Here is a 16,948-nt window from a genome sequence, read left to right as displayed (position 1 = left end):
CTCGCGGATGCTGCTTCGCAGCTTCTCTTAATACGGGTATGATCGGCGTTTACGTTGTCCCAGCCAAGATAGTGGAAGTCGCCCACCGATGCAAAACACCAAGCTCTTGCTAACCAGTTTCACCTTTGTGGGACTGCTCGCACTCGCCGGTTGTTCATTCCCCGGGGTTTACAAAATCGACATCCAGCAGGGCAATGTCGTCACGCAGGACATGATAGACCAGTTACGCCCGGGAATGACCCGACGGCAAGTACGGTTTATCATGGGCAATCCCCTGCTGACCGACACTTTCCATGCCGATCGCTGGGATTATCTCTACAGCCTGCAGCCTGGTGGCGGTGAACGCCAGCAGGAGCGCGTCAGTGTCATCTTCAATGGCAATGACCAGCTCGTGAGCCTGTCCGGCGACTTCATGCCCGGCGTAAGCCGCGATGAAGCCTTGCTGGGCAAGGACAGCGGCACCAACGTGACCGCACCTACGCAGGAAGCTGAAAAACCAAAATCCGAGGTACCGGCCAAGCCTGGTTCGTTGCTGGACACCATCCAGAAAGACATCGACAACGTGGAAACCGTGCCCGTCCCGACGCCTGAGCCTCTGGACACCAGCCCGCAATAATTTTGCGCTCGATAAAAAGCCCGGCATGCCGGGCTTTTTGTTGCCTGCCATTTACATAGGCATCTACATAACCTTGGTGCGACGCTGAACCTGTGGGAGCTGGCTTGCCTGCGAAAGCGATCTGACAGTCGACCAGGATCCTGGATCAGATCGAGTACATACCCGTTATCGGGACCGCCCCTTCCACATTTGGATCGTGGGTATCAGGTAGATATGCGCCGGCTATCAGGGCGTCATCGCAGGCAAGCCAGCTCCCACAGTTGGATCGCGGCGCTCCAGATAGCTAGGCTGCCATTTGGCAAGCTCAAGAATTCGTTTGCCTGGCCAATGCCGCCTTGGCCGCGCGCAACCTGCGCACCTCTTTAGGGTCGGCCAGCAAAGGCCGGTAGATCTCAATACGGTCGCCCGCTTGCACGCAACGCGCCCCGGCATCCACGACAACCTTGCCAAATATACCCAGCGGGCAATCAGCCAGATCAACGTCAGGAAAATGCGCCGCTATTCCCGACGCCCGCACCGCCTCGCGCAAACTAGTGCCTTCAGCCACCTTTACCCCCAGCAACACCTGGCGATCCTCAGCGGCGAACACCACCTCAATCTCAACCATGCAGTTGCTTGGCGCGCTGACAGAACGCGTCCACCAGGGTATTGGCTGCCTGATTGAACAAAGGCCCCAACGTCGCACGAACAATCGGCCCGGCATAATCAAACGAAAGATCCAGGCTGATCTTGCAGGCCTTGTCCGTCAGCGCCTTGAACACCCACACACCGTGCAGTTGGGTGAACGGCCCTTCCTGCAGGTTCATTTCGATGGATTGGCCCGGCACCAGCACATTGCGCGTCACAAAATGCTGGCTGAGGCCGCCCTTGGCCACCCCCACACTGGCAACCATGTGCTCGTCACTGCTCTCCAGAACCTCGGCTGTCGAGCACCAAGGCAGAAACTCCGGGTAACGCGCCACGTCGTTGACCAGGTCATAGAGCGCCTGCGCCGGATAGGGCAAAAGGGCCGAACGTTGAATATGCGTCGTCATGTGAGCGTTACTTCCACTGCTTAAGGCAAACATCGCGAAAGAACAGCCCAATCCGCGAGAGAAAAAAACCAAAGAACTGCCCGCATTGTCCGGGATTCGTCCAACTCGCTCAAGCACACAGGTTGACCGTAGCCGACACGCTCGCAACTCCCTATAATGCCGCCCCTATGGCTAAACAAAAGAAACACCCCACAGGGACCATCGCGCAAAATAAAAAAGCGCGACACGATTACTTCATCGAACATCGGTTCGAGGCTGGTCTGGTCCTGGCCGGCTGGGAAGTAAAAAGTCTGCGTGCCAGCAAACTGCAGCTGGTCGACAGTTATGTGCTGCTCAAGGATGGCGAGGCATGGCTGCTTGGCAGTCATATCACTCCGCTGACCACCGCGAGCACCCACGTGATTGCCGACCCGGTGCGTACGCGCAAGTTGTTGCTCAATGCCCGCGAGCTCGAAAAACTCGCCGCAGCCGTGCAGCAAAAAGGCTACGCGTGTGTCTGCTTGTCCTGGTACTGGAGCAAGCACCTGGTCAAATGCGAGATCGCATTGGGCAAGGGCAAAAAGGAATACGACAAGCGCGACACCGAACGCGAGCGCGATTCCAATCGCGAGCTGCATCGCGCCGTGCGCAACAAAGGCAAGGAAGAGTAATCCTTGTGACGGTGTAGCCCAGGCGGGCTACATCCCTTTGCGCCGCTCCGCCCGAGCCACGCGTTGAACCTCCTGACGCACCTCCTCCAACACCTCCTGCACATACAGCAGATGCCGTGTCGAGACTTCGCGCGCCTGCTCGGCCCGCCCCTCGATGATGGCCAGGTACAAGTCCCGATGCTGATTGATCAGCATGTCGCGGGTCTCAGTACGCTGCTGGTACATGCCACCAATATTCGTCACCACGTTACGCTTGAGCAGGTCGAACAGCCCGCGAATGGTGTGCAGCAACACGGCGTTATGACTGGCTTCGGCAATCGCCAAGTGAAACCTTGCATCCGCAGCACCCTCCTCCACTCGGCTCACTTCGTCGGCGCGCGCATAGCAATCCTGCAACGCCTCAAACGCTGCGGTCAGCCGTTCACGGTCAACCTCCGTGGCGCGTAACGCCGCGTAATAAGCACACGAAGCCTCAAGGGTCTGGCGAAACTCCAGCAGATCGCGCTGCGCTTCGGGATTGCTTTCCAACAAGTGCAACAGCGGATCGCTGAAGGTCGAACCCAGGGAGTCCACCACATAGTTGCCACCTCCCTGGCGGCTGACCAGCAACCCCTTGGCCGCCAGTTTCTGAATCGCCTCACGCAACGACGGGCGCGACACACCAAAGCGCTCGGCTAACGCGCGCTCGGCCGGCAAGCGTTCGCCCGACTTCAGCGTGCCCTCGAGAATCATCCCCTCAAGCTGCTCGACAATATCGTCAGACAAACGGCGCTGACGCACCTGATCAAACCCCATAACTCACTCTCCGCCATCCCGACCACTCGCCGGGGCCCCTATTCTGGCCTATCGACGTGCCGGCAGCACCTATCAGAACGCCTTCAATTTCGCCGATCAGAACGCCCCGCCTACCGACCTACGACCAAAGTTTCGCAGGCGGCAAATTGACACACCCCTGCCCAGGCTCTTAATCTAGCCCACAGCGACTGTAAATTGGTATTACCAATTAACCAAGCTCACCAAACAACAACAATCAGGGGCCACCCCATATGCAAACCTGGCAACAGCTTTACAGCCCACTCGGCAGCCTCGGCCTGTCCGCACTGGCCGCCGTCATTCCTATCGTATTCTTCTTCCTGGCGCTGGCCGTGTTCCGCCTCAAAGGCCATGTAGCCGGCAGCATCACCCTGGCCCTGTCGATCCTGGTCGCCATTTTCGCCTTCCAGATGCCCGTAGACATGGCGCTGGCCGCGGCCGGCTATGGTTTTGCCTACGGCCTGTGGCCCATCGCCTGGATCATCGTCGCGGCTGTATTCCTGTACAAATTGACGGTCAAGAGCGGCCAGTTCGAGATCATCCGCAGCTCCGTTTTGTCGATCACCGACGACCAGCGCTTGCAGGTGTTGTTGATCGGTTTTTGCTTTGGCGCCTTCCTCGAAGGTGCGGCCGGTTTTGGCGCGCCCGTGGCGATCACCGCCGCGCTGCTGGTAGGCCTGGGTTTCAACCCGCTGTACGCCGCCGGCCTGTGCCTGATTGCCAATACCGCGCCCGTGGCTTTCGGCGCATTGGGCATTCCGATCATTGTCGCCGGCCAGGTCACCGGTATTGATGCGTTCAAGATTGGCGCCATGACCGGCCGCCAACTGCCGCTGCTGTCGCTGTTCGTGCCGTTCTGGCTGGTGTTCATGATGGACGGCCTGCGCGGCGTTCGCGAAACCTGGCCGGCAGCCTTGGTGGCGGGCTTGAGCTTTGCCGTCACCCAATATTTCACCTCGAACTTCATTGGCCCGGAACTGCCGGACATTACCTCGGCACTCGCCAGCCTGATTGCCCTGACGCTGTTCCTGAAAGTCTGGCAACCCAAGCGCACCGCAGGCGCACAAATTGCCGGCGCCACCTCCAGCGTAGCGGCCACTTCCAGCGCCGGCGGCTTCGGCTTGCCACGCAACACCGTGGTTTCGCCCTACAGCCTGGGGCAAATTTTCAAGGCGTGGTCGCCGTTCCTGATCCTCACCGTACTGGTGACCATCTGGACTCTCAAACCCTTCAAGGCCCTGTTCGCCGCGGGCGGCTCGATGTACGGCTGGGTGTTCAATTTCGCGATCCCGCACCTGGATCAACTGGTGGTTAAAGTCGCGCCCATCGTGACCAACCCGACCGCCATCCCGGCCGTCTTCAAGCTGGACCCGATATCTGCCACCGGCACTGCGATCTTCTTCTCGGCACTGGTCTCCATGCTGGTGTTGAAAATCGACGTCAAAACTGGTCTTACCACTTTAAAAGAGACCTTCTTTGAGTTGCGCTGGCCGATCCTGTCCATCGGCATGGTGCTGGCATTCGCCTTCGTCACCAACTACTCCGGCATGTCCTCGACCATGGCCCTGGTTCTGGCCGGCACCGGTGCTGCCTTCCCGTTCTTCTCGCCATTCCTTGGCTGGCTGGGAGTTTTCCTGACAGGCTCCGATACCTCATCCAACGCCCTGTTCAGCTCACTGCAAGCCACTACCGCGCACCAGATCGGCGTCAACGACACCCTACTGGTAGCCGCGAACACCAGCGGTGGCGTGACCGGCAAAATGATCTCGCCGCAATCGATCGCCGTGGCCTGCGCCGCCACCGGCCTGGTGGGCAAGGAATCCGACCTGTTCCGCTTTACCCTCAAGCACAGCCTGTTTTTTGCCACCATCGTCGGGCTGATCACCTTGGCGCAGGCGTACTGGTTCACCGGTATGCTGGTGCACTGAGACCTGCACGTAATAGGGTAAGAATCGACGCCGGGGCACCCTTCCGGCGTCTGCTATTTCTGGAGGACCGATGAGCCTGCCTGCTGCTTTCCTGAGCGACGTCGCACAACTGATCCCGCAAGATCGTCGCTTCGACGATCCACTTTCCACCCTCGCCTTCGGCACCGACGCCAGCTTCTACCGACTGATCCCACAGCTGGTGATCCGTGTGGAGTCAGAAGACGAAGTGGTAACCCTGCTGCAACTGGCCCAGCGCGACCGCGTGCCAGTGACCTTCCGTGCCGCAGGCACCAGCCTCTCGGGCCAGGCCATCAGCGACTCGGTGCTGATCGTGCTGGGTGATAGCTGGAACCACCGCGAAATTCGCGGGCAAGGCACCCAAATACGCCTGCAACCCGGCGTCATCGGCGCCCAGGCCAACGCCTGGCTCGCACCGTTCGGACGCAAGATCGGGCCGGACCCCGCATCGATCAACGCCTGCAAAATTGGCGGTATCGTCGCCAACAACGCCAGTGGCATGTGCTGCGGCACGGCGCAAAACACCTACCACACCCTGGCGGGCATCCGCCTGGTGCTGGCCGATGGCAGCCGCCTGGACACCGAAGATGCCGCCAGCGTGCAAGCCTTCCGCCAGTCACATAGCGCACTGCTTGAACGCCTGGCCCTGTTGGGTCGCGAAACACGGGCAAATACTGAGCTGGCGGCAAAGATCCGCCACAAATACCGCCTGAAAAATACCACCGGCCTGTCACTCAATGCCTTGGTGGATTTCGATGACCCGCTGGATATCCTCAGCCACCTGCTGGTCGGCTCCGAGGGCACCCTGGGATTTATCAGTGCGGTCACCTACGACACCGTGATCGATCACCCCAACAAAGCCTCAGCGCTGATCGTCTTCCCGGATGTCGAAACCTGCTGCAACGCCGTCACCGTGCTGAAAACTCAGCCAGTCTCCGCCGTTGAACTGCTGGACCGACGCAGCATGCGCTCGGTGCAGGACAAACCGGGCATGCCTGCTTTCGTACAGCACCTATCGGAAAACGCCTGCGCACTGCTGATCGAATCCCGCGCCGCTTCGTCATCACTGCTGCACGAACAACTGACGCGCATCATGGCGTCCCTGGCGGCGTTTCCCGTGGAGAGACAAGTCGACTTCACCGAAGACCCATTGGAAAACGCCCGCCTGTGGGCGATCCGCAAAGACACCTTCCCCGCCGTAGGCGCCGTACGCAAAACCGGCACCACCGTGATCATCGAAGACGTGACCTTCCCGGTCGAACAACTGGCGATTGGCGTGAACCGCTTGATCGCACTGTTCGACAAACATCACTACGACGAAGCCATCCTTTTCGGACATGCCCTGGAAGGCAATCTGCACTTTGTGTTCACTCAAGGCTTCAACAGCAGCGAAGAAGTCGCACGCTATCAAGCATTCATGGACGACGTCGCGCAACTGGTGGCCGTGGAGTTCGGTGGCTCGCTGAAGGCTGAACACGGCACCGGCCGCAATATGGCCCCTTTCGTCGAACTGGAATGGGGCAGCGACGCCTATCAACTGATGTGGCAACTCAAGCGCCTGCTCGACCCTAACGGCATCCTCAACCCGGACGTGGTGCTCAGCGAAGACCCACAGATCCACCTCAAACACCTCAAGCCCCTGCCCGCCGCCGATGAGCTTGTGGATAAGTGCATCGAATGCGGGTTCTGCGAACCGGTGTGCCCTTCAAAAGGCCTGACCCTGAGCCCGCGCCAGCGCATCGTGATCTGGCGCGATATCCAGGCGAAAAAACGCGCAGGCGTCGACACCACCGAACTGGAAGCGGCCTACCACTATCAGGGCATCGACACCTGCGCCGCCACCGGCTTATGCGCGCAACGCTGCCCTGTAGGCATCAATACCGGCGACCTGGTGAAAAAGCTGCGCAGCCGCGAGGCCAACCGTACGAAAACCGTCGACTGGCTCGCCAGCCATTTCGCCACCGCACTGCAAGGTGCGCGCTTTACCCTGCACGTCGCCAATGGTGCACGCATGTTATTGGGCGCCCCGCGCCTGACGAAGTGGTCGGCCACCGTGAACAGACTGTCCAAAGGGCAAATCCCGCAGTGGACCAACGCGATGCCACAGCCCGAAAAAGCCATTCGCTTCAGCCCACCGGTGACGGACGAGCGCCCACGGGTGGTCTACCTGGCCGCCTGTGTCTCCCGCGCCATGGGCCCGGCAGCCGGTGATAAAGAGCAGATGTCGCTGTACGACAAAACCCGCCATCTGCTGGAAAAAGCCGGTTACCAAGTGGTCTTCCCCGACAACCAGGACAGCCTCTGCTGCGGCCAACCCTTCGCGTCCAAAGGCTACGCCGAGCAGGCCGAACACAAGCGCCAGGAACTGATCGGCGCCCTGCTCCACGCCAGCCGCGGCGGCCTCGACCCGATCTACTGCGACACCAGCCCCTGCACCCTGCGCCTGGTACAAGACCTGGGTGAGACGCGTCTGGACCTCTACGACCCGGTGCGCTTTATCCGCACTCACCTGATGGACCGCCTCGACTTCACACCCCAGGAAGCGCCCATCGCCGTGCACGTCACCTGCAGCACCCAGCATCTGGGCGAGAGCCAGGCACTGATCGAACTGGCGAGACGCTGCGCAAAAACCGTGGTGATCCCCGAAGGCATTCATTGCTGCGGCTTTGCCGGCGACAAAGGCTTCACCACACCAGAGCTCAACGCCCACTCCCTGCGCTCACTCAAGGACGCCGTGCAATCTTGCAGCGAAGGCATCTCCACCAGCCGCACCTGCGAGATCGGCCTGAGCCAGCATGGCGGCATCGACTACCACGGCCTGGTCTACCTGGTAGACCGTGTCACCCGCGCCCGCGCCCACTGACCCGGCAAAAAAACCGAACCCTGGCGCACCGGCGCAGTCATCTGCATAGGCCTCGACAAACGAGGCCCATCAGTGATGTCGCTGGCAGCGGTTGCACGCCAGCAGCGTCGAGCCCTTTTGCGCAAGGAGACACCCTATGAAGCGTTCCGCTCTTGCTGGCTTGTTCATGACCGCTGCGATGCTCGCCTCCCCCGCTTTCGCAGCCAGTGACAAAGACCTGTGCCAGATCAACCTGGACAAAATCAACAACGGCAAAGCCCTGCTCGCCACCGACACCAGCGGTAAAAGTGGCGAAATAGACACCGCCGTCTCCCAGGCCAAGGCCGCCCACGCCGCCGGTGATGAGAAGAAGTGCATCGAAATCACCTCCAAGGCCCTGCAAGACCTGCAGAACAGCGAGAAAGGTGGCCAGTAAGCGAGAGGGCCAACCTTCGGGTTGGCCTTCGCTGACGTTTTGGCGTACACTGCACAGGCTTGTCACTCACTAAGAAACAACGAGTTACAAGCACGGGGCCGTTTAGGATTCGACGCCGGTCGCGAAACTTTAGGTGCATGCCGAGTTGGTAACAGAACTCGTAAATCCACTGTTGCAACTTCTTATAGTTGCCAATGACGAAAACTACGGCCAGGAATTCGCTCTCGCTGCGTAAGCAGCCTTAGCCCTGAGCTTCTGGTACCTTCGGGTCCAGCAATCACCAGGGGATGTCTGTAAACCCAAAGTGATTGTCATATAGAACAGAATCGCCGTGCAGTACGTTGTGGACGAAGCGGCTAAAACTTACACAACTCGCCCAAAGCACCCTGCCCTTCGGGTCGCTGAGGGTTAACTTAATAGAAACGGCTACGCATGTAGTACCGACAGCGGAGTACTGGCGGACGGGGGTTCAAATCCCCCCGGCTCCACCACTTCATCATCTAAAGACGTCCATGGACGTCTTTTTTTGTGCCTGAAATCCATTAAAATCAAGGAATTAGCGTCTACTAGCGTCCATGGACGTCCGACACAATCTACATAACCTGGTATTCCAGATGGTATTCCAAGCCCTTCAGTGGTAATTCTTGGAATACCAATTGATGTCATGGAACACCTCATGTGCGCCCAAGCCACCCGCCTCTCTGACCGCCAGCTCAAAGCGGTGGAGCCGAAAGACAAGGACTACGTACTCAGCGATGGAGACGGCTTACAGCTGCGTGTGCGGGTCAATGGCTCTACGCTATGGAACTTCAACTACCGGCAGCCGATTACCAAAAACCGAATCAATATGGGCCTAGGCACCTACCCAGAACTCTCGCTCGCTCAAGCCAGGAAGAAAACTGTCGAAGCCAGAGAGCTTCTCGCTCAGGGCATCGACCCGAAAGAACAACGTAGCGAGCTGGAGCAGACAAAAAGGCAGGCAACCGAGCACACATTCGAGAACGTGGCGTCTGCCTGGTTTGAGCTAAAAAAGGATTCTGTGACTCAGGCTTATGCCGAGGACATCTGGCGCTCGCTCACGCTGCATGTCTTTCCATCGCTGGCAACAACACCTATCTCGCAAATCAATGGCCCTAGGGTCATCGAGCTACTGCGCCCTTTGGAAACAAAAGGCAGCCTGGAGACAGTGAAGCGACTGACTCAACGCCTCAACGAGATCATGACCTACGGCGTGAACTCGGGAATGATCTTTGCTAATCCACTCACCGGCATTCGGGCCGTTTTCAAGAAACCGAAAAAGCAGAACATGGCAGCCCTCCGCCCTGAAGAATTGCCAGAACTGATGGTCGCCATTGCCAATGCGAGCATAAAAAGAACAACGCGCTGCCTGATCGAATGGCAACTTCACACCATGACTCGCCCAGCGGAAGCCGCTACGACTTGTTGGGCCGACATCGACCTCGAGAAAAAAATCTGGACGATTCCAGCGGAGCGTATGAAAAAGCGACGCGCCCACGTCATACCGCTGACCGAGCACGCACTTGCTTTACTAGAGACGATCAAACCTTACAGCGGCCACAGAGAGTACGTATTTCCAGCCGACAGAGACCCAAGGACTCACTGCAATAGCCAGACGGCAAACATGGCCCTGAAACGGATGGGCTTTGAAGGTCGCTTGGTGAGCCATGGCATGCGCTCCATGGCCAGTACCATCCTGAACGAACAAGGATGGGACCCCGAGCTGATCGAGGTCGCACTTGCGCACGTGGACAAAGATGAGGTCCGCAGCGCCTACAATCGTGCGGATTACATTGAAAGAAGACGCCCGATGATGATCTGGTGGAGCGAACACATTCAGCATGCTGCTACTGGCAGCCTTTCAGTTTCAGCCATTCAAGGAACCCAAGGCCTGAAAGTCGTTTCGATGCGATAGCAAGTTACGGGCGATTAGCCCTGCATAGACACTGAATATGCCTATGTACAAAAATGTTCAACCCCAAAGAACTAGATCCTGAACACGGGTAGCAGGGCCTCCCCCAAAGTATGCTTGGGTTATCGAACATCAGCACAATCACCTGCGGGACCAATTTTCCGAACAATTTTGCACAATCCGCCCGGCTGACGCTGCTACCCGCACCTGTACCCTTTCTAGTAACTGTTGGTTCGAGTTCTAAGGGTCCACCGAAATTGAAGTTGCACATCATATCCGTGTTGAAACGCTTCAATACGTGACAGCCAACTTGATTTTTTTGGAAGTATTCCACTCTTGCCCTTATAGTCAACCCTCAGCCCCTCGCCACTATTGCTTCCCGTACCATTACGCCATAACGCGATCCAAAGACAACGCTAGCCCTCAAGTGACACTGCTGAACCGCTCCGAAAATCCGGAGCTATTCAGCAGTATCACTATTTGTCCGAAGAGAGGAATAGCTGCGTCCCTTCGCTTGCAGCGGCACGTATAGGGGTTTGAATTTTCTCCATAAGTTCTGCGCCCATATTTCCTATCTCGAAATTGAAACGGGTGGAGTAACCATTTTCGCTACGCGTTGCCTCCCAAAAAGAGAGCCCCTGGTCAAACTGAATGGTCAAACTTCGACCGGATGCTAGCCCGATACGTAATTGACGGTAATGAGCGAGCACAGGCTGGCTCAACACCTCACCAGTCAGGCCGCAATACTCAATCGCCTGAAGAATAGCTCTGTCACGATCTTCGCTACTCAACCAGTCATGCCAGCACTTCCAGGAGGTACGGCTTGACTCACGAAGGTACTTACGCCCCAGAATTTTGACCGAAAACTCCTCGCCGCTGCGCTGCTTTAGTTCGTACAAAATGTTAACTAGGACGCAGGCAGTGAATGGGTTGCATACATAACGATCGGAGTACGACACGGTCTCAATTGGGTCTTGGCCGCTCAATGCAAAGTCAAGTTGGCCGGCTTCAGGCTCAACGGCATCCCAGAACCGTTTTGCAAAACCGCTTAGGGAGCCATCCAGCTCGCTCCCCAGCTCGACTTTCACGATGCCCGGTACCGACGCCGATGCTTGGTTCAGATCCTGAGCCGTAATCTGTCTTGCTTGCGGCAAGACTGGAAGCAACCCGTACACGATGCACGATCCAGCAGCGACGGGGTTCCAATCTTTGTTTGGTACCAGTAGTCCCTCGTCATTACTCGCCCAGGCGATATGCTGTTTCTGGCTGGAAAGGACTGTATTTAACGTCAGCAGGCCGACATCTAACAACGACTGTTCGACTTCAATCTTAATGTTGTTAACAGCTAGGCGATGCAGCCACTCTTTCTGATCAGAGGGCAGCTCGTTGAAGGTGCTTTCTGTCAGGCGCAACGCTATTTGGTGACCAGCCCCCTCCCAAGCCAGAAGTCCGTGACGCAGTTTTCGAGCGGTAGCCAGATCCCACTCTGCAGCTGGCGCTGGCAGGTAAATCGAGAGTGTCTTGGGCAAATTATCAGCCGCAAGCTCACGCTCAATCGCCCCATACAGTGTGACGATCTCCGGTCGTGTATCCACGCCAAACACCTTCAGCTCGGCTGGCAGGTCCAGCTTCACCAACCAGTCCTTGTTGATCCATTTCAGCGCTTCATGACGATCCAGACGGTCTGCTTCAAAACGAGTATCGAAGCTCAATAGGCAGCACTGGCATGCGTGACTGCAATCACAGTCGAGTCGATCAATTACTCGTTTCCACAGGCCTCGCTCATTCAGCAAACCTACCGCTTGGGTCGCGTAACCTCCGCTGCGCTGATCGAATACACGAATTGCGCTGGCCCAGTGTCCGTTGATCTGGATGTTCTCGCAGTCGCAGCCAAGCTCGTCTGGCTGCACGCACAGTTGCTCGGCAATTGCATCACGCAGGGCAATGGCGATGGAATAGCCGGTATCTACATCCTTGAGCGGCTCACCGCTATCAGGATTGAACAAGATTAGTTCCAGGGCGTCGGTAATGCTGTCGTTACCCAGATGGATTGCTTGTTTGATTTTCCATGAGTTATAGCTGCCCGGACAGACGTTTTCGCCCGAGTCGTTCTTGCCACCGCGCAGGCGTCGGTGCGTTTGCCCACTACGAAAGGTATGAGCAAGGCGCTGCTCATTGGCCGCAGTCGAGTCCGAACTGTCATCAACCTCCAGCATCGGCTCCGCTCGACCGCATTCAAGGCAGATTGCAAAGCCGTTGCCGCCAACCCCAGAGGTGTAATGAAACAGGTGTGCTTCATGGCTGCTTCGGAACTGCCCCAATGCTGGGTTCGACAAGGCAATCCAACTCGCTGGGACGTTCAGCAACGGCTTTTTGACCGGCACATACGCCAATGACTCAATGTCGGTATGTGGCTCTGCAAAGAAATCTACTGCAAACCCCGACGGAACAAGGTACTCACGGATATTACCCTTATCGACGTCAGCGCCACATTCCGGACAGTTCAGGTTGAGTCCCGGGTTGAGCCCAGTTCCGCTGGCCCCACAAGCACCACACTTCCAGGCTTTCTTAATCAATTGCAGCTCTTTGACGTTTTCCTCGGAGGCCGGGGCATGCCAGTTGAGGGTAATCCCTCCTGACTTGTATACCAGGCCATCCATCACCAGTTCTGCGCCAGGGCCATACTCGCGAAGGCCAGTAATCCGGTCGCGGGATGCCAGGTCACGGTAGCGTCCCCTGTTGTCCTCGCGGCCTGCGCCTCCTTCGTTTGACCTGAAGTTTTGCATGCACTGGTTGTCGAAGCTCACGATGTCGGTCGGGAATCCGTATCCCGGCAGGAACCGGCGGCCAGCCAGTTCACTAAGCAGATACTCCTTCTCGACTCGAGCCAGTTGCGCGGACATCGCCCGATAAGCAGCAGCCGTCTTGTTACCAATCCCATCCAATTGAGACTTACTGATCGAGTGTTCGCCCACCCATTTCTGTTGAATTTCGCGCAAGGTTCTCAATGCATCATTCAACAATCCAGACACAGGCATTGACGACAACACGCTGCGCCGGGTGATGCTGGCGACCGCCTCGGTGACCGCAGCGCAAGCGCCATAAGACTCACCCTCAACCCAGGCGCAAAAACGCTCGGCCAGGGAAACGGGAAGATCTCCATTCAGAAAGAAGGCTCCCACGGTCATGGATTTGATTTCTAGGGCACCTGCGATGTTTTTCAGCCAGTGAGAAAGTAGCCACGAATTAACGTGACGCTGAATCAACGCGGGACTTTGCAGAGAAACCTTGGGCATCCGCATGCCAGTATTGAACGGCCAGAGCGGATTGCGGAACACAGCCTGATCATGTGGTGTGTTCTTGCAAACGGTAACTGCCAGTGCACGACCTTCACGTCGACGACCGGCGCGACCAGCTCGTTGCAAGTAGTTCGCCGGATGCGGCGGTACGTTATTCATCGCAACCACCGTGATACCGCCGATATCCACACCCATCTCCATGGTGGTGGAACAGCTCAACAGGTTCAGTTTGCCTAACTTGAAGTCAGTCTCGTAGCGATCGAGCTTCTTCTTTGGCTGTTGAGCCGAGTGCTCGGCAGAACGGAAATAGTGCCCTCCCTCGACTACCAGGTCAGCAACGTCAGACCACAAGCCTTGCTGGCGGAGCTGGACGATCCCTGGTTCATTTTCACTCCAGTCACGTATCGCCAGCAGTCCCTCGTCACCACGCATATCGATCAGAGACTGCGCCGGCACCGGTAACGTGTAAGGCTTCACTATGGCGACGTGATTGCGATCATTTCGTGGAGTGTAAGGACTCAACCCCTCGAAGGGGGTATCGATAAATCGGCGACTCACCGTGCAAAAATAGACCGTTTTCGGAAGACGGAAACTCAGGTCAGCCAGATCCAGTTGATAGCCATCAGCCTTATTGGTGAGGAGTCTGACTTGCTGGGTCAGCACCTGCCAGGCGTCCTGCAAAATGGAGTCGATTTCCTGATCATGCGTTTGCACTGACCAACCGAATGCCTTGCAGAGCATAAGGATCAGGCGCGACTGCACGCTGGAGCCCTTATTAACTGAAGGCCAGCGGACAAAACGTCGACCTGGCTTGTCATTGGTGCCTGAAGGCAATAGCCACTTCGGTTGAATTTTGGCACCAATAAGCGACTGCCAACGCTTGTCGATATTCAGAATGGTGTTTTCACGAACATAGAAATCCATAATCACTTTCAGGTAACTGCGCCATGAATCCACGCCTTTACCGCTGGGCCATGCCAGAGGTGTACTGGTTACCTGAGCTAGCTTCGAGTAAGTCACTTGCACCAGGCCCATGGTCTCCAGGCTGTTGGCGCGTTTCGGGCGACGATAGAACTCACGCGCCATCAGCATACCGGCCAACGCCACACTGTCGTGCGGGCCAAAAACGTGCGGTGCCAGACCACGGTAGTAGTCGAGGATACCGATTTCCACCTCAGGAATGCTCGAAAGCTGGCTCACCATGGCAGTCCAGCTGATTTCTGCCGGACCTGCGTTATCGCGCAGAGCAACAAGCATGTCGAAAAGCATTTTCTCCATCGGATCGCGATCAGCTTTTGCTTCCAGCACGGCGAGACTGACCTGCTGGGCACTTGTCAGCGTATTGACGGACTGCGAACTGATTAGGTGGTGGTAGACCAATCCCCGGATACGGTTGCGTTCCGAGTCCTGCTGCAACTTGACCGCGATCCGGGCCGTGCCCTGTCGGCTGTCAGTGAATGAGATCAACTTGCGACCCTGGAACGGCTTGCCTTGAGGAGTTTTATCCTCCGGGCAGTACTCCAACAACGTGCCAATAACCGTACCCAGAGTGAACGGCGCACCAATACGGTGAGCGCGCATGATGCTGCGCGTTTTGCTCTGATGGGTGCAGCACGGGCACTCATTTACAAGGCTACGAAACAGGGTTACTTCAATGCAGTCTTCGGTTGGTGTATTGATGAACTTCTGGCTGGCGCGATCCAAATGCTCGGTATAGCAATCCTCACCTGGGCGATTGGTGATCAGCACCGGGGTACGCATGGCTTCGCCGCCATCGTCGGCTTCCACGTCGTCCTCACCCTCTGCATCCATCGGTTCCGAATTCATGGAGAATTCGTCGTCCTGATTAAAGGAATGATCTACCAACCGATCTCTTTCGCTCTGATACCCCTGCAAGAATAGCTCTGTACACTCTTCGCACTTCACTAGAGGCATTAGTGGAGCTTTGCAATCACAATGTGTGCGGTCATCGGTGTAGACCATGCCAAACGGCCAGTCCTGATTGCCGAGTGCAGTTCCCGGTTTGAGCTTGCAGTTTTTGTCGATGCAGGCGCGGATGATTGGGATCACACCATGGAACAGGTGACCACGAAGAGGTAGGAAAGCAAGTCCCTCAGCATTCTTGGTGCCAGTCATCAAATCGAGCCAAGCCAGCAGCACGCTCAGGGGCAACCCCGATATTTCCTGAAGGGCTGTAAGGGTTTTCGGCCGTGTTTCACCGCCCGGCACAAAGGCGCCACGCAGACTGACGGCTATTGGGCTTGCTGCCAGACGCAAATAGCGTTGTGCAGAAACTTCGTGGTCGGGATCGATGTCTGCAATGCCTTGCGGGAAGTCATCTACTTTAGTCGCGGCCAGTACCGGTAGCGCCGGAATCTCGCGTCGCCCCTGTACAACGTGAACCTGATCCACCGAAATGCCACCGATGTCTGCTAGAAAACTGCGCAAGTTTTCAATGGTCTGCTCATCCGAACCAAAGGTAGCGGATGTTGCAACGAATCGAACGTCTTCCGGTTTGACCTTGAACGCTAGCATTACCCGGCGCAACAAGAGAGCCATTTCAGCCGCTTGGGAACCGATGTAACTGTGGGCCTCGTCAAGAATAATCCAGCGCAACTTGCCTTCCGACTTCTGAAGCAGCGGCGCATCCTCTTTACGAATCAGCATGTACTCCAGCATGGTTGCGTTAGTGACCAGGATCTGCGGTGGACTATCGCGCAATCTGGCGCGATCGATCACTTGACCTTTGTACTTCTGGTCTGACGCCTTGCGCTCGTTTTCCAAAGCACCCGTGTAGAGACAGTGGCGTATCTTGCCGTCGAAACCATCCGTCCAGGCATCCAGACGGCTTTGCTGGGAGTTGATCAGGGCATTGAGCGGATATATGAACAGCGCACGGATGCCTTCAGGGTCGACGGTAGCGTCAACTTCATTAGCAAGCTGATTGAGCACAGGCACAAGAAAGCACTCAGTCTTGCCGGAGCCAGTGCCGCTGGTCACCACCAGTGATTGCGGTTTTGGATGGTTCAGCACCTCCCATGCACTCAACTGATGTTCAAACGGGTGTCGATCAGAAGGGAAGGCATACTCCTCTGCCAACTCCTTGGGCGGGGCAGCCATTACCTGCGCCAACTTACGATTCAGAAATGGGCCACCAGCCAGTGACGACATGGTTTCCTGGCTTTCCTGCCAGCCGAAAGTCGGCTCGAAAACCGGGTCCGCTAGCAGTACTCCTTCGGTACCCGGCGCCGATGTCAGACGGTCATGCAGAAACTGACGCAAAGGCGCATTACCGATCCCCAGCAAACCAAGAGCCGCACGCTCGCTACGCTGTGTCAAGTTGCGTACCAATGAACTGAAATAGTTTTTTTTATAGAGCATG

10 protein-coding genes and 1 other RNA gene are annotated in these 16,948 nt (G+C 56.9%); 7 read left to right on the top strand and 4 right to left on the bottom strand.

All coding sequences use genetic code 11. The features are described from left to right. Positions 1-88 precede the first annotated feature (88 nt). Positions 89-616, top strand: a complete 528-nt coding sequence (locus tag BT199_RS23005; RefSeq protein WP_014719960.1) for an outer membrane protein assembly factor BamE — start codon at positions 89-91, stop codon at positions 614-616. Positions 617-920: 304 nt separating this feature from the next. Here the strand turns inward: BT199_RS23005 and BT199_RS23000 are convergent, their stop codons facing one another. Together BT199_RS23000 and BT199_RS22995 are read right to left on the bottom strand one after the other, a co-directional pair. Then, the gene (locus BT199_RS23000) at positions 921-1,223 is read right to left on the bottom strand and encodes an RnfH family protein (protein WP_014719961.1); all 303 of its coding nucleotides are present in this window, start codon (positions 1,221-1,223) and stop codon (positions 921-923) included. Further along, the gene (locus BT199_RS22995; protein ID WP_003194226.1) at positions 1,216-1,650 is read right to left on the bottom strand and encodes a type II toxin-antitoxin system RatA family toxin; all 435 of its coding nucleotides are present in this window, start codon (positions 1,648-1,650) and stop codon (positions 1,216-1,218) included. The genes BT199_RS23000 and BT199_RS22995 overlap by 8 nt, the downstream gene beginning before the upstream one ends. 167 nt (positions 1,651-1,817) lie before the next feature. On the opposite strand from BT199_RS22995, the gene smpB reads away from it, so the two are divergent. Next, on the top strand, positions 1,818-2,300 hold the full coding sequence (gene smpB, locus BT199_RS22990) for an SsrA-binding protein SmpB (protein ID WP_014719962.1): 483 nt from the start codon (positions 1,818-1,820) through the stop codon (positions 2,298-2,300). A 27-nt stretch (positions 2,301-2,327) separates the two neighbouring features. Here smpB and BT199_RS22985 read toward each other — a convergent pair whose 3' ends face one another. Beyond that, positions 2,328-3,095 carry an FCD domain-containing protein gene (locus BT199_RS22985; RefSeq protein ID WP_014719963.1) on the bottom strand — a complete coding sequence of 256 codons (768 nt, stop codon included), beginning with the start codon at positions 3,093-3,095 and terminating at the stop codon, positions 2,328-2,330. Positions 3,096-3,346: 251 nt separating this feature from the next. Between BT199_RS22985 and BT199_RS22980 the strand changes: the two genes are divergently transcribed. From BT199_RS22980 to BT199_RS22960, 5 genes are all read left to right on the top strand, one after another. Continuing rightward, the gene (locus BT199_RS22980; RefSeq protein ID WP_072435526.1) at positions 3,347-5,041 is read left to right on the top strand and encodes a lactate permease LctP family transporter; all 1,695 of its coding nucleotides are present in this window, start codon (positions 3,347-3,349) and stop codon (positions 5,039-5,041) included. Positions 5,042-5,111: 70 nt separating this feature from the next. After that, entirely contained in the window at positions 5,112-7,922 is a 2,811-nt protein-coding gene (locus BT199_RS22975; RefSeq protein ID WP_072435525.1) for an FAD-binding and (Fe-S)-binding domain-containing protein, read from the top strand. 136 nt (positions 7,923-8,058) lie between these two features. Continuing rightward, on the top strand, positions 8,059-8,337 hold the full coding sequence (locus BT199_RS22970; RefSeq protein ID WP_003194233.1) for a hypothetical protein: 279 nt from the start codon (positions 8,059-8,061) through the stop codon (positions 8,335-8,337). Between the two features lie 94 nt (positions 8,338-8,431). Further along, positions 8,432-8,828: a transfer-messenger RNA gene (ssrA, locus tag BT199_RS22965) on the top strand. Positions 8,829-9,013: 185 nt separating this feature from the next. Beyond that, positions 9,014-10,270, top strand: a complete 1,257-nt coding sequence (locus BT199_RS22960) for an integrase domain-containing protein (protein WP_072435524.1) — start codon at positions 9,014-9,016, stop codon at positions 10,268-10,270. A gap of 473 nt (positions 10,271-10,743) precedes the next feature. On the opposite strand, the gene BT199_RS22955 is transcribed toward BT199_RS22960, so the two are convergent. Then, positions 10,744-16,947 (bottom strand): DEAD/DEAH box helicase, encoded by a 6,204-nt coding sequence (locus BT199_RS22955; RefSeq protein WP_072435523.1) that lies wholly within the window; start codon positions 16,945-16,947, stop codon positions 10,744-10,746. Position 16,948 lies beyond the last annotated feature (1 nt).

It is taken from the genome of Pseudomonas sp. NFR02 (assembly GCF_900119375.1).
Classification (GTDB): Bacteria; Pseudomonadota; Gammaproteobacteria; order Pseudomonadales; family Pseudomonadaceae; genus Aquipseudomonas; species Aquipseudomonas paracarnis.
The sequence above is the reverse complement of the archived record's forward strand: the minus strand, read 5'-3'. Positions and strand labels throughout refer to the sequence as shown.